Consider the following 18,297-nt stretch of genomic DNA (forward strand, 5'->3'; position numbering starts at 1 on the left):
CACGACCACGCGGCAGGGGCGACGCCGGGGGACGCCACCGGGCAGTACGCCGCGGCCGCCGGAGGGCTTCATCAGGGAGAACGCGCCGACCTGCGGGGCCAGGCGGCCCGCTACCTCGGACATCGGGGCGAGCAGCGGCAGTGAACGGTTCGGCAGCTGCACGGTCTCGTAAGCGATGGCCGTCGTGCCGGAGGCCAGCAGGGCCTCGGTCAACGGCTTGTCGGCGGCGAGGTGCAGGTACGTGAAGAGGGTCTGGCCGGCGCGCAGGCGGGGGTACTCCGACGCGATCGGCTCCTTGACCTTGAGGACCATGTCGCCCTCGGCCCAGACGTCGTCAGCCGACGCGAGGATCTTGGCGCCCGCGGCGAGGTACTCCTCGTCGGTGATCGCGGAACCGAGGCCCGCGCCCTGCTCGACGAACACGTCGTGGCCGCGGCGGGTCAGTTCGTGGGCACCGGCCGGGGTGAGGGCGACGCGGTACTCGTGGTTCTTGATCTCGCGAGGAACGGCGATCCGCACGATGACTCCTCCGTTCGGCTGGCTGACATCTCACAATGTGGAGCAGCCCGAAGGTCATGTCACCGTACGGATCGCACTATCCGGTCACTAGCTGGTTGTTCTGTTAGGACAAAGCCACCTTGAAGACCCATGCGTGCTGACCAACGCCGCTGGGCACGTCGACCACCAGTTTTCCGCCCGATCGGGTCCATTTCAGGGGCTTGTCATGCCTCAGCAACGTCACGCGGTCACCGTCCTTCATCGGCACTGGGGCGTCGACCACGAGCTGTGGCCCCGGCTGGACCAACGAGGTGATGTAGAACGCCTCGTTCGGCTTCACCGTGAACCGCAGCGACCCCAGCTGAGCCATCCGCGACCAGTACGTCGTGCCGTAGATCGACTCGCCGTTCGTCCGCAGCCACGCACCCGTCTCGCGCAGCCGCTGGTGCATGATCTCCGGGATCGAGCCGTCCGCCCGCGGGCCGATGTCCAGCAGGAAGTTGCCGTTCTTGGACGTCGTGTCGACCAGCGTGTCGATCACCTCGTCGGCGGTCATGTACATCGAGTCCGGCGTCGCCCGGTTCCACCCGTACGAGCGCGGGTCGAGGCCACGAGAGGCCTCCCACTTCTTCACCACGGTGTTCGGGTACGTCGCGTACTCCGGCGTCGTGTAGTCGTGGGTCGGGATGCCGCACCGGTCGTCGACCGTCACGTCCTTCGGCTTGGCCCGGTTCTTGGCCTTGTTGAAGTAGTCGGCCAGCACCCGCCGCGAGTCGTTCGCACCGCCGATGTCGCACCAGATGACGTCCGGGTCGTACCCGTCGACCAGTTCGGTCATCTGCGGTGCCTGGTAGTCCTTCACGAAGTCCCGTCCGGCCTGGTAGCCGGTGTAGGGCTCGGCAGCGCCCGTGTACGGGTTGCGCGGCGCGTGACCGCTCCACGGGTTGTCCGGGTTGAACCACTCCGGCATCGAGAAGTACAGGCCGTTCTTCATCGCGGGCGTGTACTTCCGCGACGCGTCGAACAGCTCCTTCACCAGATCACGACGAGGGCCGAGATCGACGGAGTCGCGGCCGGACACCTTCGAGTCCCACAACGCGAAACCTTCGTGGTGCTTCGAGGTCAGCACGTAGTACTTCGCGCCGGCCGCCTCGAACAGCTCCGCCCACTCGCGCGGGTTGAACTTCGACGCGGTGAACTGCGCGATGAACTGGTCGTACGAGAAGTCCTTCCCGTACGTCGCCGCGTGGTAAGGGTTCACGGCGTTGTTCGGGTCCTGCATCCACTGCCAGTACCACTCCGCGTACTGCTCACCCGGCGGCGACCACGCGGGCACCGAGTACAGGCCCCAGTGGATGAAGATGCCGAACTTGGCGTCGTCGAACCAGTACGGAGACTCGTGCGCGGCCAACGACGCGTCGGTGGCCTGATAGTCCGCCACGCCCAGGGTGAACTTGGCCTTCTGCGAGGCAGAAGCCCGCGCCGACACCGCCGTCACCTTGCCGTCGAACGTGCCGGTCCGGTAGGCGTGGACACCGATCCGCACCCGAGCTTCCTCACCGGGAGCGAGCCGCTTCACCAGGGCCGGCTGCAGCGTCACCACCCCCAGCCCCTCGGCGCGCACCCAGATGTTCGACACCCACTGGTCGCCGAGGTTCACCACAGTGGCCTCGACCGTCTGACCACCGAGTTTGGGCAGCTTGGTGGTGCTGCGCGCTGAACGGACCGCGAGCACCTCCCCCTTGCCGGCCGGCTGCAGGGACAACGCGAACACGTGCAACGACGACTTGCCCTCGACGGCGGGGTTCGTGACCGGCAACGTGAGCCCGACGGCGTCCTTCGACGGATCCGTCCACACCTGACCGGTGCCGATCGACACCGGGTGCTGGTCGGTGCCGCCAGGGGAGTACCGGTAGGGCGCGGAGATCGGACCACTGCCCGAGTACCAGTCGGGTCCGCTCAAGGCGCCGGTCGTGGTCGAACCGTCCGCGTAATGCACGGTCGCGGTGCCGCCTGCGGCACCGTACGAGGAGGCGACCAGGAAGTGCGCGGTCAGGTACCGGCCCTTCGGGAGGTCGATCCGCTGGCCGAGCGCGACCACGTTGTTCGGCCGCGACTGTGAATGTTCCGGGAACAGGTACGGCACAGAATCGGCTGTGACCTGCCCGGATGGCAGTGCTTCCGCAGGAAACGCGTAGCCGGAACCGTCGAAGTTCCCGGTCCGGTCAGACGCGCTGTCGATGCCGTCGTTGGTGAAGTGGGAGTCGATCGGAACAGGGATGGGCTGCAGGGCGTCCGCTGCGCTCGCGGTGGAGACCGAGGCAGTCAGGAGAGAGGCGAGCAGCGCGACGGTGAGTGCTGTCCTCATGAGACCTCCGATGTCTCGTTCAATCTGGGACAGCGCTCTCACGCGTGTCAACCATCTCGCGTTGACACTTGGCAGCTGGCGCACATAGCGTTCGCACTGATTGGCGAACTGAAAACCGGCCGCGATGCCACTGGCATCAGAACCCGAGTGGGAGAGACCTCGACAGGCACGAGTCGAGGCGCCGAAGGGGCAAGCTCCCGCACACTCTCAGGCAGCAAGACCACTCGGGGTAGGCAACTCTGCACGGCGGAGGGGGCTGTTACCTGACCGCGCCGTGAAGCCAGAGGAGTCGCCGTGGAGTTCCCCGAGAACCTGCTCTACACCGTCGAGCACGAGTGGGTCGACTGGACGCCGGGCACCCAGGATCCCCTGACCTGCGGAATCACCGAGTACGCAGCCGACGCCCTCGGTGACATCGTCTTCGTCCAGCTCCCCGAGGTCGGCGCCAAGGTCGTCTCGAACGCCGTCTGCGGCGAGCTCGAGTCCACCAAGTCGGTCAGCGACCTGTTCTCCCCGGTGACCGGCGAGGTGATCGAGGTCAACAGCGCGGTCGTCGACGACCCGGCGATCATCAACAACGACCCGTACGGCGGCGGCTGGCTGTTCAAGGTGCGCGTCGAGTCGGCGGAGAACCTGCTCACCGCGGCCAAGTACGCCGAGCTCACCAAAGACTGACTGACGAGGGACTGATCAGTGGCGATCAGCGTTTTCGACCTTTTCTCCGTCGGCATCGGACCGTCGAGCTCGCACACGGTCGGCCCGATGCGCGCGGCGGCGATGTTCGTCGAGAAGCTCGGTGCGCGAGTGTCCGAAGTGGACCGTGTGCACGTCGAGCTCTTCGGCTCGCTCGGCGCGACCGGGCACGGTCACGGCAGCCCCAAGGCCGTGTTCCTCGGCCTCGAAGGCAACCTCCCGGAAGAAGTCGACCCCACGGTCGCGGCCGTCCGCGTCGAGGAGATCGTCACCGGCGGGCGGCTCAAGCTCGGCGGCGCGCACGAGATCGGTTTCGTGCACGACCGCGACCTCGTCATGCACCGCCGCAAGTCGCTCCCGTTGCACCCCAACGGAATGAGCTTCGAGGCGTACAAGGGCCACGAGTCGGTCGAGCGCGCCGTCTACTACTCGATCGGCGGCGGCTTCGTCGTCGACGAGAACGCTTCGGGCACTGACCGGATCAAGCCGGACACCACCCCGTTGCCGCACCCGTTCCTGACCGGCGACCAGCTGCTCGCGCGGTGCCGCGAGACGGGTCTGTCGATCAGTGAGATCATGATGGCCAACGAGCTGTCGTGGCGGTCGGAAGACGAGGTGCGCCAAGGACTTCTGCACATCTGGCAGGTCATGCAGGAGTGCGTGGAACGCGGCTGCAACGAGCACGGAGTCCTGCCGGGCGGCCTGAAGGTCCGCCGTCGTGCCGCCGAGATGCGCAAGCGGCTGGAGAGCGAGCACTTCGTCACAGACCCGTTGCGCGTCATGGACTGGGTCACGCTCTTCGCGTTGGCGGTCAACGAGGAGAACGCGGCGGGCGGCCGTGTCGTCACCGCGCCGACCAACGGTGCGGCCGGCATCGTGCCCGCGGTGCTGCACTACTACACGAGGTTCGTACCGGGCGCTTCAGACGACGGTGTCGTCAGGTTCTTGCTGACGGCGGGCGCGATCGGCGTGCTGTTCAAGGAGAACGCCTCGATCTCCGGCGCGGAGGTCGGCTGCCAGGGTGAGGTCGGCTCGGCCTGCTCGATGGCCGCGGGAGGTCTCGCGGAGGTGCTCGGCGGCACCCCGGAACAGGTCGAGAACGCGGCCGAGATCGCCATGGAGCACAACCTGGGCCTGACGTGCGACCCGATCGGTGGGCTCGTGCAGATCCCGTGCATCGAACGCAACGCCGTCGCGTCGATCAAGGCGATCACGGCTGTGCGCATGGCGTTGCGCGGTGACGGCTCGCACTTCGTCTCGCTCGACAAGGTCATCAAGACCATGCGGGACACGGGCAAGGACATGTCGGTGAAGTACAAGGAAACCGCTCGCGGCGGCCTCGCCGTGAACGTGATCGAGTGCTGACTCAGCGGGCGTCGTACGCCTGCTGAGCTTCGAGCACCTCGGGCATCCTGGCCTCCAGGAGTTGGATCAGTGAGAGCAGCCGCTCGGCTGTCTCCCGCCCGAGAGGCGTGAGGCTGTAGTCGACGCGCGGTGGGTTCGTCTGCTGGGCTTCGCGGTGTACGAGCCCGTCGCGCTCCAGCGCGTGCAACGTCTGGGACAGCATCTTCTCGCTGACCCCGTCGACACGGCGGCGCAGCTCGTTGAACCGCAGCGGACCGTCCATGAGCGCGCCCATCGTCAGGCTGCCCCACCTGCCGGTGACGTGCTCCAGCGTGGGACGCGACGGGCACGCCTTCGCGAACACGTTGAACTCCATACCAGCATACTAACTGATAGTTAGTGGGTTGATGAGGGGAGCTTTCACAAACTGAAAGCTCCCCTCATCTCAAAACGGCCAGTCGGCGTTCCGGCCTGCCTCGAGCAGCGGGATGGTCTTGAAGGTCGCGTCCGTCAGACCACCGAACTCGTGCCGGTTGGCCTTGCCGGTCGCGAACGCGGCCATCTTGTACCCGCCCAGGTTGAAGCCGTAGATCGGCACGTGCCGCGGCACGGCGTCAGAGACTCCCTGCCCGTAGTGCCCGGACATCGTCTGCATGTCCGAGATGATGAACACGCGGTCATGCCCCCGGTAGGTGCGCTGCAGCGACCCGACGATGTCGGTGCCGTGCCCGACCTCGCCGATCCGCTTGAGGAACCGGTCGACCGTGCGGATCACCGACGCGCCCGGCTTGATGTCGTGCCGGAACGTGCCGTCCGCGAAGCCGACGACGTCGACCTGCTCGCCCTTCGCTCCCAGCGCGACGCCGAACACCGCCGCGGCCTTGGCCGGGGTGACCTTCGACTTCGCCGAGATCGCGCCGTGCGTCATCGACGCCGAGGTGTCGACGAGGATCAGCGACCGGCCCGGCAGTGCGGGCAGGTTGCTCAGCGACGCCTGCAGCGCCTGGTCCAGGGCGTGGCCCCAGCGCAGGCTCGGTGCCGCCTCGTACGCCGACAGGAACCGGAACGGGAACTGCCGCGAGCGAGCGACCTGGCCGGGGTCGGCCAGGCGTGCCGCGACAGCCGCCGCGACCTCGTCGGACATGCCTGCCTCGTCGAAGTTCCTGAGGTTCCTCAGCAGAGCCATGTAGCCCATCGACGGAGCGAGAGCCTCCCAGACCTCCTTCGCCATCGGACCCTGCAGCCATCCGGCCACCGACTCCCACGTCATCCCGGCACGCCGAAGCACGTCGGCGGAGTCGGGACGCTGGAACAGCGCGCGCCGCTGCTCGACCGGCCACGCCATGAGCTCACGGCGTGCTGCGGTCACCCGCAGCTCCCGCCGGAACCGCCACGTCGCTGTCCCGGCGCCGGTCCAGCACGTACTGGAAGAGCGAACCCTGCCAGTCGGCAGCAGGCGAGGGGTGCACGAGGTTCAGCACATCCGCCATCCGGAAGCCACGCGCGTCGCTGTCCCACTTGAGGACCGCGCGCTCGTCGTACAGCCGCTTCACGGCGTCGGCGATACCGCGCTTGATCGGCTTCGGCACGCGACGGCCGTTCGCGCCCGTCCAGTAGGCGAGGAGCTCACCCGGCTCGTCCGCGCGCTGCAGCACGGAGTCCACGACCGCCCGGTTGGTGACGCCCGCGTCGGACTCGGCCACGAGCCGCGCGAACACGAACTCGGCGGCGCCGACGAGCGACGCCGTGCGCATGTTCGCCTCGCCGCGCAGCCACTTCAGCAGCCGCGCGGTCCACTCGGGATCCGCGAGCGCGGCGTCGTGAACGAGCTGCGCGAAACGGTTGTCGCGCTGGCCACCGGCCTCGTAGAAGGTGCTCTCGCCGCCCATGTTCGACACGGCGAGCAGGAACAGCTCGGACTTCGTGTCGCGGGCATAGCCGTCGCCGCCCTCGTAGGTGCGGCCGGACGGTGCCGGTGCCGTGGCGACCGGGCTGGTGCCCGCCGGACGTGCGCGAAAGATGTTGAACTTCGCCATCGGCTCTTCCCCCTCCAAGCAAAAAGAAAGGGAGCCCACAAACTCCACACGTGTCCGAGATCAAGGTCGCGGAAGGTACATAGCTGCTCTGCCGTTTGAGCTACAGCCGGTTTCCCGTCTGGCGGGACTCGAACCCGCAACCCGCCCATTAACAGTGGAAGTAACCCTCTGCTTCGCACCGGACACGTGTGAAGTTGTGCGCTCCCGAGATCAATGACGCTCACGGTTGAGGTTTCATCTCGAATGAAGTAACCGTGGGCTTTCGCACCGGGTGCGATTTCTATGTAACCACGCCGCGCCAGCGATTTAATTCCGGCTGGTGTGGAGTTGTTGGACGCCCGAGATCAAGTCGCGGAAGGTGACGTGCTCACCGAGGTGAGCGAAGACCGGCCGAAGCCGGCTTCAGGGGTCGAACCTGAGATATCACCAGAAGTAACCCTCTGCTACGCACCGGGCGCACACTCATACAACCACGCTGCGCCAGCGATTTTCCTAGGGCGCCGCCTTCACGAGCCGCCGAAGCAGGTAGAACAGCCCGACCGTCAGCAGGAAACCGGCAGCGCTGATCATCACGATCTGCTCGACCGTCTCGGCCTGTGACCCCGCGAACACGTAGGCGGCACAAATGGGCACGGTGCCGATGAGGGTGAACAACATGAAAGTCCGGAACGACACCCTCGACACGCCGGCGGACACCGACACCGTCTCCGCCATCATCGGAATGCCGCGCGCCACCCCGAAGAACCAGGGTCCGAACTGGCGGCCCCACCTCCGCATTTCGGTTAGTTCATCAATGGTCACGACCTTGCGCACCAACCACGGACCCGCAAAGCGGCCGAGGGCGTACCCTGCGGCAGAGGAACCCAGGGATCCGACGACCGCGAGTGCCAGCCCGAGTGGCAGGCCGAGTGCCGTTCCCGCCAGCACGATGAGCGGAGTGGACGGCACGGGCAGCAGCACGTCCACGACGAGCAGGGCGAAGATCGCCACCGCCGCCCACACCGGGTCGATGCCGCGCACCCACGTGACCACTCCCTCGAAGTCGATGAGGTTGAGCGCCTCGAACACCAGCCAGCTCAGCAGCACGAACGCGAGCACGACGAACGGTATCCACTTCCACCGCACGCCCGTCTCATAACTCATCGGGTGATGGTCGCCCACCGCGATGCGCCGGACAATCCGCCAGTGGCGCAGGTTCCGCGAAGGAGACACACATGAGTGACGACCTCGTGCCGTTTCTCGGGCACTGGGTGCTCGATCCGGCGCGCTCCGCGTACACCGGCGGCACCCCTCCCCGAAGCGGTCACTACAACCTGCGTTTGAACGGAGAACGGCTGGTCGTGAGCATCGAAGGCGTGCTGGGATCCGGTGATCCCATCCGCACCGGGTACACATTGGACCTGTGGCAGGACACGCCGATGAGCGTCGGCAAGGTCGACCGCGTGCGCACGGTCGTGGAGCCGCGCCGGTTCTGCACGATCGCGTACGCGGGCTCGCAAGCGGTTGCGCGAGCGTGGCGGATCCTCGGCACCCTCAACGAGATGACGATCGTCCAATCCGCACCGGACCAGTTCGGCGTGTGGCGTGATGACGTTTCCGTGTACCGCAGGCAGTTCTAAGAACGCGGTCTGAACACCGCGACGACAACGCGCAAACCGAGCAGCACGCTGACGATCAGCAGGTTGTAGCCGAACACCTGGTACAGCCCGACGTCCGGCACCACCTGCGGCCCACCGGACGAACCGAGGAGCAGCACCGCCATCACGCCCGCGGTGGCGCCCAGCACCGTCAGCATCACCTGGTGCAGCAGGCCGGTGACGAACGAGCGGTCGCGTTCGTCGGCGAACAGCCGCATCGACATGCTCAGGCGTCCCTGCTCCATCGCCCCGGTGATCCGGTCGATCCGCCGCGGCAGCCGGCGCAGCATCGGCAGCACGGCCTGAAGTTCTTCGGCCATCGTGCGCCGCACCGACTCCGGTGTCAGCCGTTCGGAGATCTGCTCGTTCGCGAACGCCCGTGACTCCATCACGATGTTGAAGCCGGGCGAGAGCACGCCCAGCGTTCCTTCCAGCGTCGCCAACGCGCGGAACACCGCCGCGATCTCCGGCGGGATGCTCAGCCCGAACCGTGACACCAGCGCGAACAGGTCGCCGAACATCTCGACGTCCGGCCGCATGCCCGCGCCCAGGTGCCGTGCCATGAACTGGCCGAGCGCGCGCTCCAGCCGTTGCTCGTCGATGTCCTCGGGGCGTGAGGTCAGCTCCAGCAACGCGTCCGTCAGACCGGCGGGGTCGCTGCGGTCGATGGCCAGCAGCAACCGTTGCAACGCCGCCCGCAGCGCCGAGTCGATCCGCCCGACCGAGCCGAAGTCGAGCAGGCCGAGCCGTCCGTCGGACAGCAGCAACACGTTGCCGGGGTGCGGGTCCGCGTGGAAGACGCCGTCGAGCATCACCTGTCGCAGCACGAACCGCAGCAACGTCCGCGCGAGGCCCTCGTCCTCGGCGGTACCTCGCACCGGCACGCCGTCGAGCCGGTCCATGACGAGAACTCGAGAAGTCGACATGTGGACATGCGGCAGCCCGACCGACGTGTCCGAGACGGCCGCCACGGCCGCGATGTTGCGTGCCTCGACCCGGAAGTCCAGCTCCTCGCGCAACGCCGCCGCGAACCCGGCCGCCAGGTCCCGCACGCCCAGCGCGGAACCCCACCGCGTGCGCTGCAACGTCTCGGCCAGCCGCGACACGATGTCCAGGTCGCCCTCTGCCACCGCCCGCACGTCTGGCCGCTGCACCTTCACCACGACCTCGGCGCCGGACGCCAGCACCGCCCGGTGCACCTGCGCGATCGAGGCCGCCGCCAATGGCTGCGGATCAACCTCCTTGAACGCATCGAGCCCGACCTCGGCGTCGAGCACCGCGCGGACGTCCTCCCACTTCGCCGGGGGCACCTTGTCCTGCAGCAGGCTCAGCTCGTCGACGAAGTCGTCCGGCAGCAGGTCGGTGCGCGTCGACAGCACCTGGCCGAGCTTCACGAACGTCACGCCGGCGTCCTGCAACGCCAGCCGCAACGACCGCGCGAGGCCGCTGGACGTCCGCTCCCTGCCGCGCAGGTAGGGCCCCAGGCCGTGCCGGAACGCGATCGCGGTGATCCGCGAGTACCGCCGGGTGCGGGCGATCCGGCGCCGCAGCATGCCCCACCACTCGGTCGGCGGCGGGATCGAGCCGGTCGGCACGATGACCTCCGCGAACGCCAGCAGGCCGATCACCACGAGCAGTGACAGGCCCAGCTGGATCGTCGCCAGCGCGGACGTGGGCGTCGCGGTGGTCTCGCCGAAGACGCCCGACGCGATCGCCATCGCCAGCAGGCACGCGAACGCCGTTCGGACCAGGCCGATGCGCAGGCCCAGGATCCGCCGCGCCGCGAGCGACATCCCCATGACCAGCAGCAGGAAGGTGATCGGGAAGCCGATCCAGTAGACGAGGAAGTCCCCCATGATCGAAGCCTAATGACAGGTCTTGACTCTGACAGACCGGTCACGAAAGATCCGATGAATCGCCGCCCGCGTGGACCTGACCGCACATCGAAGTGAGGTGCCTGGCAGTGGTCGAAATCAACCGGCGCACGCTGATCGGAGGCGCGTTGGCCGGGGTAGCGGGCAGTGCGCTGCTCCCCGGCGTCGCGTCTGCGGGAGATGGCTTCAACTGGAAAGACTTCATCGGGTCATCGGATCTCATCTGGAAGAAGATGCCCGCCACCTGGTTCGAGGGCCCGTACCTCGGCAACGGTTACCTGGGATCCGGCATCTACGCCGAACCGAACGCCAACGCCATCAGATTCAACGTCCAGCACTCCCAGGTGCAGGACCACCGGCCGGAGTTCGGGGCGCTGTTCGGCCTCGCCCGGCTGCCCATCGGCTACTTCACGCTCGAACCCGTCGGCGCGATCACCGGCGTCGACCTGCGCATGGACCTGTGGAACGCCGAGCTGACCGGCACGATCACCACCGCTGCCGGAAGTTTGAGGCTTCGCGCGTTCATCCACACCAAGCGCGATCTCTACGCCATCGACATCCAGGCCAGCGAGGGCGAGCGCGCGTTCAAGTGGGTCTTCCACCCGCTCAAGGCCATCAGCCCGCGCACCGACCCGAAGTGGAACCGCCCGCCGCCCGCGGGCTTCACCGACAATCCGCCCGTGCAGCTGACCAGCGCCGATGACGTGCAGCTCGCCGTGCAGCCGTTGAACGCGGGCGGCGAGCACGTGACGGCGTGGCGCGAGGTCACCCGTGGCACCCGGCGCACGCTCTTCGCCAGCGTCGCGTGGTCGCATCCGACGAAGACCGCTGTGCGCAAGGCGATCAGCAACGTCCGGTGCGGGTCGATCGAGGGGCTCGCCGTCGACCACCGGCTGTGGTGGCACGACTTCTACCGCAAGAGCTTTCTGTCCATTCCGGACAAGCGGCTGCAGGCGTTCTACTGGATCCAGCTCTACAAGTTCGCCTCCGCGGCACGCAAGGAGGCTCCCGCGATCGCGACCTGCGGCCCGTGGCTCGAGAACACGCCGTGGCCGAACACGTGGTGGAACCTCAACGTGCAGCTGGAGTACTGGCTGATCCACGGCTCCAACCACGTCGACTTCGACGCCGTCACGTACTCCGTCGACAAGTACCGCGACGTGCTGGTCGAGCAGGTCCCGGCCGAGTACCGGCACGACTCAGCCGGCATCCCGCGCACCACCGACACCGTGCTCAACAACGGCGCGGGCATCGGCAACTCCGGTTACGGCGTGGGCATTCCCGGCAAGGAGGTGCCGACGCCAGAGGTCGGCAACCTTACCTGGACGCTGCACAACGTCTGGCTCACCTACCGGCACACGATGGATGACCGTGTTCTGCGCAACGTGCTGTTCCCGTTGCTGCGCAGGGCCATCAACTACTACTTCCACTTCCTCGCCAAGGGCTCGGACGGCAAGTGGCACCTGCCGATCACGTTCTCGCCCGAGTACGGCGTCAACGCGCCGGACTGCAACTACGACCTGGCGCTGATCCGGTGGGGCTGCCAGACGTTGCTGGAGTCCGCGAAGTCGTTGCGCGTCAACGATCCGTTGATCCCGAAGTGGCAGGACACGCTCGCGAACCTCACGCCGTACCCGGTGGACGCCAACGGGTACATGATCGGCGCGGGTGTGCCGTTCGCGAAGTCGCACCGGCACTACTCGCACCTGCTGCAGATCTACCCGCTGTACGAGGTCACGTGGGAAGACGCTTCGAAGCGCCAGCTCATCGAGACGTCGCTGAACCACTGGATCAGCTTCGAGGGCGCGTTGCAGGGCTACACGTTCACGGGTGCGGCGTCGATCAGCGCGCAGATGTTGCGTGGTGACAAGGCGGACTTCTACCTCGGCGAGCTGATGCGCCGGTACATCAAGCCGAACACGATGTACCAGGAGTCCGGTCCTGTCATCGAAACGCCGTTGAGCGCGGTGCAGTCCATGTACGACATGCTCTGTCAGAGCTGGGGTGGCGTGATCCGCGTCTTTCCCGCGGTTCCAGCGACCTGGCCGGAGATCTCGTTGGACAACTTCCGCACGCAGGGCGCTTTCCTGCTCAGCGCTTCGCGGCAGAAGGGCGTCACGCGGTGGATCAAGCTGCGTAGCGGGGCCGGCGCGCCCTGCGTTGTGCGCACGGACATCAAGGACCCGGTCGTGCGTGACCGCTCGGGCCGGCCGAAGCGTTTTTCGGTGCTGCCCAACGGAGATCTGCGCATCGAGCTGCGGCGCGGTGAAGAAGCTGTCGTTCACCGCAGCGGTGACAAACCGGACCTGAACGTGGGCCCGGTGATCGGTGCCCCCACACCCTCTTGGGGACTCCCGGGGTGAGGGCGTTGCCGGTGCCCCGCCGCGACGGCGGTGCGGCGGGACACCGGCAACGCGGTCTAGAAGTCGAACACCTTGCCTGTGTGCACGCGCATCACGCACGGGTTGGAGTAGACCTGCTCGAAGGAGACGTTGTTGCCGCGCCACTTGCCCTTCAGTGTGGCCTTGGTCATGTTGAGCTCCATGGTGCACGCGACGTCGGCGGCGGGCTCGATCTTGGTGAAGTCACCGTCCACAGGGGTGAGTGCCGCACACGCCTCCTTGGCGTTCTTGTGCAGTCCACCGGCGGGCTCGCAGCGCAACTTCGTGGTGCTGGGCGTGCTGAGCGCGCCCATCTCCGATCGCACCGACAGCACCAGGCCGGTCGCGGGCGGAAGCGCCGCACTCACCGTCGTCGCGGGGACGAACGGCGTGACGAGCGCGAGGCAGGCAATCAGAAGTCGGGTCCTTGCCATGCCATCACTGTGGCGCCGCAAGGACCCGGATCTCCATCCAACTCAGCGGTAACACCAGATCGTGTAAACCGCCTCAAGTGCGTGCAACTAGACGCCAGCGAACCCCGTCCCGCTGAGCGCAGCCGCGACCTGCTTACCCACCGCTGCCATGCCGCTGGCATTCGGGTGAACCGGGAACGCCAGCCGGGTGGGGATGAGGCCCTCCACCCACTTGTCCCACGGTGCCGCGCACACGTCGCGGCCCAGGCTGATGTCGTACGGGTTCACGAACGCGGCACCGGCGGCCTGGGCCTGGGCGCCGAGCATTCCGTTGAGCAGCTTCTGCATGTTGTCGAGGTAGGGCACGTCGCCGCTCGCGATGGGCACGAGAGGCCAGCAACCCTGCGACGGCGGCAGGATTCGCAGGTAGCCGACGACCACGATCTTGGCCTTCGGTGAACGCTGCTTGATGCCCTTGAGCACCTCCGCGACCTTGGGACCGGTGGCGTTGATGCGCTGGGCCAGCTCGTCGCCGTAGAGCGCCTTGCAGGGCGCGCCGTGCGGGTCGACCAGACCGCGGCTCGAGCAGGTCGTGATGATCTCGCTGAACCCGATGTCGTTGCCTCCGATGGAGACGGTGACGAGGTCCGTGTCGGCTTTGAGGGCGGAAAGCTGCGGCACGGACTGACCGGGGATGCCGCTCTGAACGCCCGCCATGTCCTTGGTCTGGGCGCCACCGCAGGAGATGTCGGTGAAGTTCGCGATGCCCAGCTTCCTGGCGAGGACGGACGGGTAGTTCTGCGTCGATTTGAAGCAACTCAGCGGGTCGAGCCGCTGCAGCGGGATGAACGGTCCGGAGACGAACGAGTCCCCGAGTGAGACGTAGTTCCGATACTTCGGCGCGGCCGTGGCGGAGGGGACGAGAAAAGCCGCGATCAGGGCGGTGAGCAGGGAAACAACAGTCACTCGGCGCGTCATTGCTACCTCGTTACTGAAGAGTAGGAACGTAGGACGAAGGGTGACCGGACCATTGCGCACTGTCAATCCCTCGACCAGGCTGGAACGATGACGGGGGTACGCAAAGTAGCTGTGGCATCCGCGGTCGGTAACACGATCGAGCTGTACGACTTCCTGCTCTACGGCACGGCTTCGGCGCTCGTGTTCAACAAGATCTTCTTTCCGCAGTTCGACAGCCGCGTCGGCGTGCTGCTGGCGTTCGCCACGTTCGGCGCGGGTTTCGTGGCCCGCCCGCTCGGCGGCGCGGTGATCGGCCACCTCGGCGACCGGTTCGGGCGCCGCGCGATGCTCGTGATCACCCTGTCGGTGACGGGGCTCGCGACGGCGTTGATCGGCCTGCTGCCGTCGTACGCCTCGATCGGCATCGCGGCACCGGCACTGCTGGTGTTGCTGCGGATCGTGCAGGGCTTCTTCATGGGCGGCGAACAGGGCGGCGCGTCGCTGATGGCTGTGGAGCACGCGCCAGCGGGGCGCTGGGGTTGGTACGGCAGCTGGGTGTTCATCGGGTCGCCGATCGGCCTGGTGCTGGCGAACCTGGCCATGTACGTGTCGTCGCGGGTGTCCGGCCCCGACTTCCTGACGTGGGGCTGGCGGCTGCCGTTCCTGCTCTCGATCGTGCTGGTCGGCATCGGTCTCTACATCAGGCTGCGGGTGCCCGAGAGCCCGCGCTTCACCCACACCGAGAAGTCCCGGCTGCCGCTCGCCGAGGTGGTGCGCACGCGGTGGCGGGTGCTGCTGCTCGGCGCGGGGGTGAACCTCGGCTTCCAGATCTTCATCTTCGTGTTGTCGGTGTTCACCATCAACTACGGCCGCACGGCCCTGCAGATGTCCCCGGACGATCTCCTGGTCGCGCAAGTGGTGGGTGGGCTCGCGCAGGTGGTCTCCCTGCCCGTGTTCGCGTGGCTGTCGGACCGGATCGGGCGGCTGCCCGTGATGTTCGGCGGTGCGGTGTTCCAGGCGGCGTTCGCGTTTCCGATGTTCTGGTTGATGGACGCGCGGTGGTTCACCGTGGCGATGGTGCTCGGGTTCATCGGCTCAGGTGCGTTGTTCGGGCCGATGGCGGCCTACTTCGCCGAGCTGTTCCGGACGCGCGTGCGGTACAGCGGGGTGGCGGTGAGCTACCAGCTCGGCGCCGTGCTCGGGGGCGGCATGGCGCCGTTCGTCGCGACGTCGTTGCTGGGCTACGGAACCTGGGCCGTTGCGCTCTACCTGATCGCAGGCGCGGTGCTGTCTGGCGTGTGCCTGCTGGTGATCGGCTCAGCGCACGAGGCGGAGCCGGCGGGCGGCGAGTCCTATGCTCAGCCGCTGACCCCAGCCGAGGCGTAGCGCGTCGCTCTCGATGCCGTCGCCGAACGCGACGAGCCCGTCGGACTCGACGTCGATGTCGAGCGGCCCGCCGGTGATCTCGCCTTCGGTGTGCTCGATCCCGGTGCTCGGCGACGGCCACGCCTCCCTGACGAACCAGACGAGCCGTTTCTCCGTCGGTTCGGGGAGGGTGAGCCGGCTCTTCCTTTCGCGGTGGGCCGACGAGCACCAGCCCGTCGCGCCCGTGCCGCTGCCGACGAGGATTCCGGACGACGCCTGACGTTCCTGGTGGATCCGGTAGCGGCTGGTCTGGTGGCTCGGGTGACCGACGTAGATCTCGTTGAGCGCGCACAGGGTCTGGCCGTCGTCCGATCTCGCCTCGACCATCGTGCGGTCCTCGGTGTCTTTTACGTTGTGCAGCAGTTCTTTTGCGTCCTGAGGGTCGTGCTTCGCGAGCACGCCCCGCTCAGGGTTGATGCCGATCACCGGCTGGCCGTCGAGGTACTTGGCGACGTTGGCGACCAGCCCGTCCTGCCCGACGATGACAACTACGTCCTCGGGCGCGAACAGGAACCGCGACAGGTCTTCCCTCTCGACCACGCCACGGCGCCAGTCCAGCGGGATGGCGGCGCTGACGTCTCCCAACGCCTTGCGGGCCTGCTGGTCACGGTGCACCACCTCGTCCAGGGTTCTGTTGCGGGACTTCAGGAAGAACTCGACCTGGCCGCGGGTGCCGTGTCGTGCCAGCAACTCTGTCAGCTCGGTGCGCCTGTGCACCAGCACAATTCGCGGCGCGAGGCTCATCGCGCGAGCCGTTGCAGGATCGGCTGGATCAGGTCCGGCGTGAGCGTGATGCTCCCGATCTCCGGCAGGTTGCCAGCGAGTTCCTTGGCTGCCAAGGCGAGAAGCGTTTCCTGCGGGATCTCCTTGTAGGCGTCCAGTCTTGCCTTCTCGCCGGCGGCCTCGGCCTCGGCGAGCTTGCGGATGCCGTCGGCCTTGGCGTCGTCCGCGATCCGGCTGGTCCTGGCGTGGTCCTCCGCCTTCTTGAGCGCGTTCGCACCTCGTTGCACCACGAGGAGTTCTTCTCGTTTGGCGAGCTCGATCTGGTTCTGAAGCTCGTTCTCGCTGATCGCCCGCTCGCGCTCGACGGCCATCGCGCGGCGCTCGTAGGTGGCCTTGTCGGCTTCCTGCTGCACCTTCTCGCGGATGGTGGTCTGGAGCGCCTTCTCCATGTCGGCGTCCGGCCGGATCGCGACGACCCTCACGTCGATGATCTCCAGGCCGATGTGGTGGGCGGTCAGGTTCTCGGTGACGCTCTGCTTGACGCGTTCAACGCCGGTGCGGATGGCGGTTTCGAGGTCGAGGATGGCGAGGATCTTGAGGGCGTGCTGCTGCGTGCTCTCGGTCAGGGTGTTCGCGATCTGGCTCAGCGGGTCCTGGCGCCACGTTCCCGTGTCGGGGTCGATCGAGAAGTCGATCCTGCTCGTCGCCGTCTCCGGGTCGGTGCAGCGGTACGTGACGGTGAGCTGGACCGTGACGTCCTGGTAGTCCTGCGTGCGGGCGTGGAAGAGCATCGGGAGTTCGCGGTCGTCCACGGGAACCTCTGACAGCACGGCGGTTCTCGGGCGGAACCAGAAGCTCAAGCCCGTGCCTTCGTGGACGATCTTGCCCTTCTTGACGTGTCTGATGTGGACCGTCGGGGCTCCTCTGAGGTGGCGCAGTCCGGGGTAGGTGCTGATGTCTGCCATCGTCTCGTCTCCTTATCGTCAATCTGACGATAACCCTATACTCGGTGGTGTGTACTCGCCAAGTGATTTCCCTCCCTTCGCGGTCACGGTCGACCTCGTGGTGCTGACCGTCCGGTCGGACGCGCTCTGCGCGTTGCTGGTTCGGCGGGGAGAGGCGCCGTTTCTCGGACGGTGGGCGTTGCCCGGAGGGTTCGTCCGGGTCTCCGAGTCGGTGGATGCCGCGGCTGCTCGGGAGCTGGCCGAGGAGACCGGGGTTACCGGGCTGCACCTCGAGCAGTTGGCAACGTACGGGGAGCCGCGGCGTGACCCTCGGATGAGGGTTGTTTCGGTTGCCTACCTGGCGTTGGCGCCCGATTTGCCTGTGCCTGTGGCTGGGACGGATGCGGCCGCCGCCTCTTGGGTGCCCGTGTCCGAGGTTTCGTCGCTCGCCTTCGACCACTCGCGGATCTTGAGTGACGGGGTGGAGAGGGCTCGGGCCAAGCTCGAGTACACGCCGTTGGGGACTGCGTTCTGCTCTGCTGAGTTCACGGTGGCTGAGTTGCGGCGGGTTTACGAGATCGTGTGGGGGGTTTCGTTGGATCCGCGGAACTTTCATCGGAAAGTTACTGGGGTTGAGGGGTTGTTGGTGGCTACTGGGGAGACGACCGCTCGGGATGGGGGGCGGCCTGCCGCTCTGTTTCGGCGGGGGAGTGCGGCGGTGTTGTATCCGCCGTTGGTGCGTGCGTCGGGGGTGTAGGTCGGGTTTTTGGTTGGCGCTGGTTCCGTGGGTCGTCCCCCGGTTGCGTCGGCGGCTGCCGGTTTGTTGTCCGTTGGGTGGTCGGGTTGCGTTGTTGCCTGGCGGTTGGGGCGGTTTTCCTGGGGCTCCGCCCCAGGGTTCCGGCAAAGTCGTGTCCGCCGTTTGGACGTAGGACGGGCACGGCGTCCTAGTTGATCATGAGAGTGTCTAAGTCACATGGTCTTCTGGGAGTGCCGTGCCCGCCGTG

The 18,297-nt window shown here is 67.0% G+C and carries 17 protein-coding genes and 1 riboswitch; of the genes, 6 read left to right on the forward strand and 11 right to left on the reverse strand.

The window, feature by feature from the left end; all coding sequences use genetic code 11:
* On the reverse strand, positions 1–519 hold a 519-nt coding region (locus FXN61_RS34440), incomplete at its 3' end, for an alanine dehydrogenase (protein ID WP_376770783.1).
* Between the two features lie 103 nt (positions 520–622).
* Complete coding sequence (locus FXN61_RS34445) at positions 623–2,866, reverse strand: alpha-L-fucosidase (protein WP_167978130.1); 2,244 nt, start codon at positions 2,864–2,866, stop codon at positions 623–625.
* A 138-nt stretch (positions 2,867–3,004) separates the two neighbouring features.
* Positions 3,005–3,099, forward strand: a riboswitch (glycine riboswitch).
* Between the two features lie 61 nt (positions 3,100–3,160).
* Between FXN61_RS34445 and gcvH the strand changes: the two genes are divergently transcribed.
* On the forward strand, positions 3,161–3,541 hold the full coding sequence (gene gcvH, locus FXN61_RS34450; protein WP_167978131.1) for a glycine cleavage system protein GcvH: 381 nt from the start codon (positions 3,161–3,163) through the stop codon (positions 3,539–3,541).
* An 18-nt stretch (positions 3,542–3,559) separates the two neighbouring features.
* Complete coding sequence (locus tag FXN61_RS34455) at positions 3,560–4,924, forward strand: L-serine ammonia-lyase (RefSeq protein WP_167978132.1); 1,365 nt, start codon at positions 3,560–3,562, stop codon at positions 4,922–4,924.
* Between the two features lies 1 nt (position 4,925).
* On the opposite strand, the gene FXN61_RS34460 is transcribed toward FXN61_RS34455, so the two are convergent.
* The 4 genes from FXN61_RS34460 to FXN61_RS34470 all read right to left on the reverse strand — a co-directional run bounded on the left by FXN61_RS34460 (position 4,926) and on the right by FXN61_RS34470 (position 8,082).
* Positions 4,926–5,279, reverse strand: coding sequence for a winged helix-turn-helix transcriptional regulator (locus FXN61_RS34460; protein WP_167978133.1), 354 nt, complete (start codon positions 5,277–5,279; stop codon positions 4,926–4,928).
* 69 nt (positions 5,280–5,348) lie between these two features.
* Positions 5,349–6,272 carry a TROVE domain-containing protein gene (locus FXN61_RS53200; RefSeq protein ID WP_312878210.1) on the reverse strand — a complete coding sequence of 308 codons (924 nt, stop codon included), beginning with the start codon at positions 6,270–6,272 and terminating at the stop codon, positions 5,349–5,351.
* Positions 6,253–6,939 carry a hypothetical protein gene (locus tag FXN61_RS53205; protein ID WP_246292366.1) on the reverse strand — a complete coding sequence of 229 codons (687 nt, stop codon included), beginning with the start codon at positions 6,937–6,939 and terminating at the stop codon, positions 6,253–6,255. Before FXN61_RS53205 ends, FXN61_RS53200 begins: the two co-directional genes overlap by 20 nt.
* Positions 6,940–7,431: 492 nt before the next feature.
* The gene (locus tag FXN61_RS34470) at positions 7,432–8,082 is read right to left on the reverse strand and encodes a TVP38/TMEM64 family protein (RefSeq protein ID WP_167978134.1); all 651 of its coding nucleotides are present in this window, start codon (positions 8,080–8,082) and stop codon (positions 7,432–7,434) included.
* Between the two features lie 71 nt (positions 8,083–8,153).
* Here FXN61_RS34470 and FXN61_RS34475 point away from each other — a divergent pair, with 71 nt between their 5' ends.
* Positions 8,154–8,558 carry a hypothetical protein gene (locus FXN61_RS34475; RefSeq protein WP_167978135.1) on the forward strand — a complete coding sequence of 135 codons (405 nt, stop codon included), beginning with the start codon at positions 8,154–8,156 and terminating at the stop codon, positions 8,556–8,558.
* On the opposite strand, the gene FXN61_RS34480 is transcribed toward FXN61_RS34475, so the two are convergent.
* A complete protein-coding gene (locus tag FXN61_RS34480; RefSeq protein WP_167978136.1) occupies positions 8,555–10,432 on the reverse strand; it encodes an ABC1 kinase family protein in 1,878 nt (625 codons plus the stop codon). The two genes, FXN61_RS34475 and FXN61_RS34480, sit on opposite strands and share 4 nt — an antisense overlap.
* 107 nt (positions 10,433–10,539) lie before the next feature.
* Here FXN61_RS34480 and FXN61_RS34485 point away from each other — a divergent pair, with 107 nt between their 5' ends.
* Positions 10,540–12,813, forward strand: coding sequence for a glycosyl hydrolase family 95 catalytic domain-containing protein (locus tag FXN61_RS34485; RefSeq protein ID WP_167978137.1), 2,274 nt, complete (start codon positions 10,540–10,542; stop codon positions 12,811–12,813).
* A 56-nt stretch (positions 12,814–12,869) separates the two neighbouring features.
* Here the strand turns inward: FXN61_RS34485 and FXN61_RS34490 are convergent, their stop codons facing one another.
* Together FXN61_RS34490 and FXN61_RS34495 are read right to left on the reverse strand one after the other, a co-directional pair.
* Positions 12,870–13,265 carry an SSI family serine proteinase inhibitor gene (locus FXN61_RS34490; RefSeq protein WP_167978138.1) on the reverse strand — a complete coding sequence of 132 codons (396 nt, stop codon included), beginning with the start codon at positions 13,263–13,265 and terminating at the stop codon, positions 12,870–12,872.
* Positions 13,266–13,352: 87 nt separating this feature from the next.
* Positions 13,353–14,222, reverse strand: coding sequence for an SGNH/GDSL hydrolase family protein (locus tag FXN61_RS34495; protein ID WP_167978139.1), 870 nt, complete (start codon positions 14,220–14,222; stop codon positions 13,353–13,355).
* A gap of 111 nt (positions 14,223–14,333) precedes the next feature.
* Here FXN61_RS34495 and FXN61_RS34500 point away from each other — a divergent pair, with 111 nt between their 5' ends.
* Entirely contained in the window at positions 14,334–15,587 is a 1,254-nt protein-coding gene (locus tag FXN61_RS34500; protein ID WP_312878211.1) for an MFS transporter, read from the forward strand.
* Here FXN61_RS34500 and FXN61_RS34505 read toward each other — a convergent pair.
* Both FXN61_RS34505 and FXN61_RS34510 read right to left on the reverse strand, forming a co-directional pair.
* Entirely contained in the window at positions 15,519–16,370 is an 852-nt protein-coding gene (locus FXN61_RS34505; RefSeq protein ID WP_167978141.1) for a diacylglycerol kinase catalytic domain-containing protein, read from the reverse strand. The genes FXN61_RS34500 and FXN61_RS34505 overlap by 69 nt on opposite strands.
* Positions 16,367–17,314, reverse strand: a complete 948-nt coding sequence (locus FXN61_RS34510) for an SPFH domain-containing protein (protein ID WP_167978142.1) — start codon at positions 17,312–17,314, stop codon at positions 16,367–16,369. The genes FXN61_RS34505 and FXN61_RS34510 overlap by 4 nt, the downstream gene beginning before the upstream one ends.
* Before the next feature lie 49 nt (positions 17,315–17,363).
* Between FXN61_RS34510 and FXN61_RS34515 the strand changes: the two genes are divergently transcribed.
* Positions 17,364–18,050 carry an NUDIX hydrolase gene (locus tag FXN61_RS34515; RefSeq protein ID WP_376770784.1) on the forward strand — a complete coding sequence of 229 codons (687 nt, stop codon included), beginning with the start codon at positions 17,364–17,366 and terminating at the stop codon, positions 18,048–18,050.
* Positions 18,051–18,297 lie beyond the last annotated feature (247 nt).

It is taken from the genome of Lentzea indica (genome assembly GCF_012184385.1).
In the GTDB taxonomy this organism is placed as follows: Bacteria; Actinomycetota; Actinomycetes; order Mycobacteriales; family Pseudonocardiaceae; genus Lentzea; species Lentzea indica.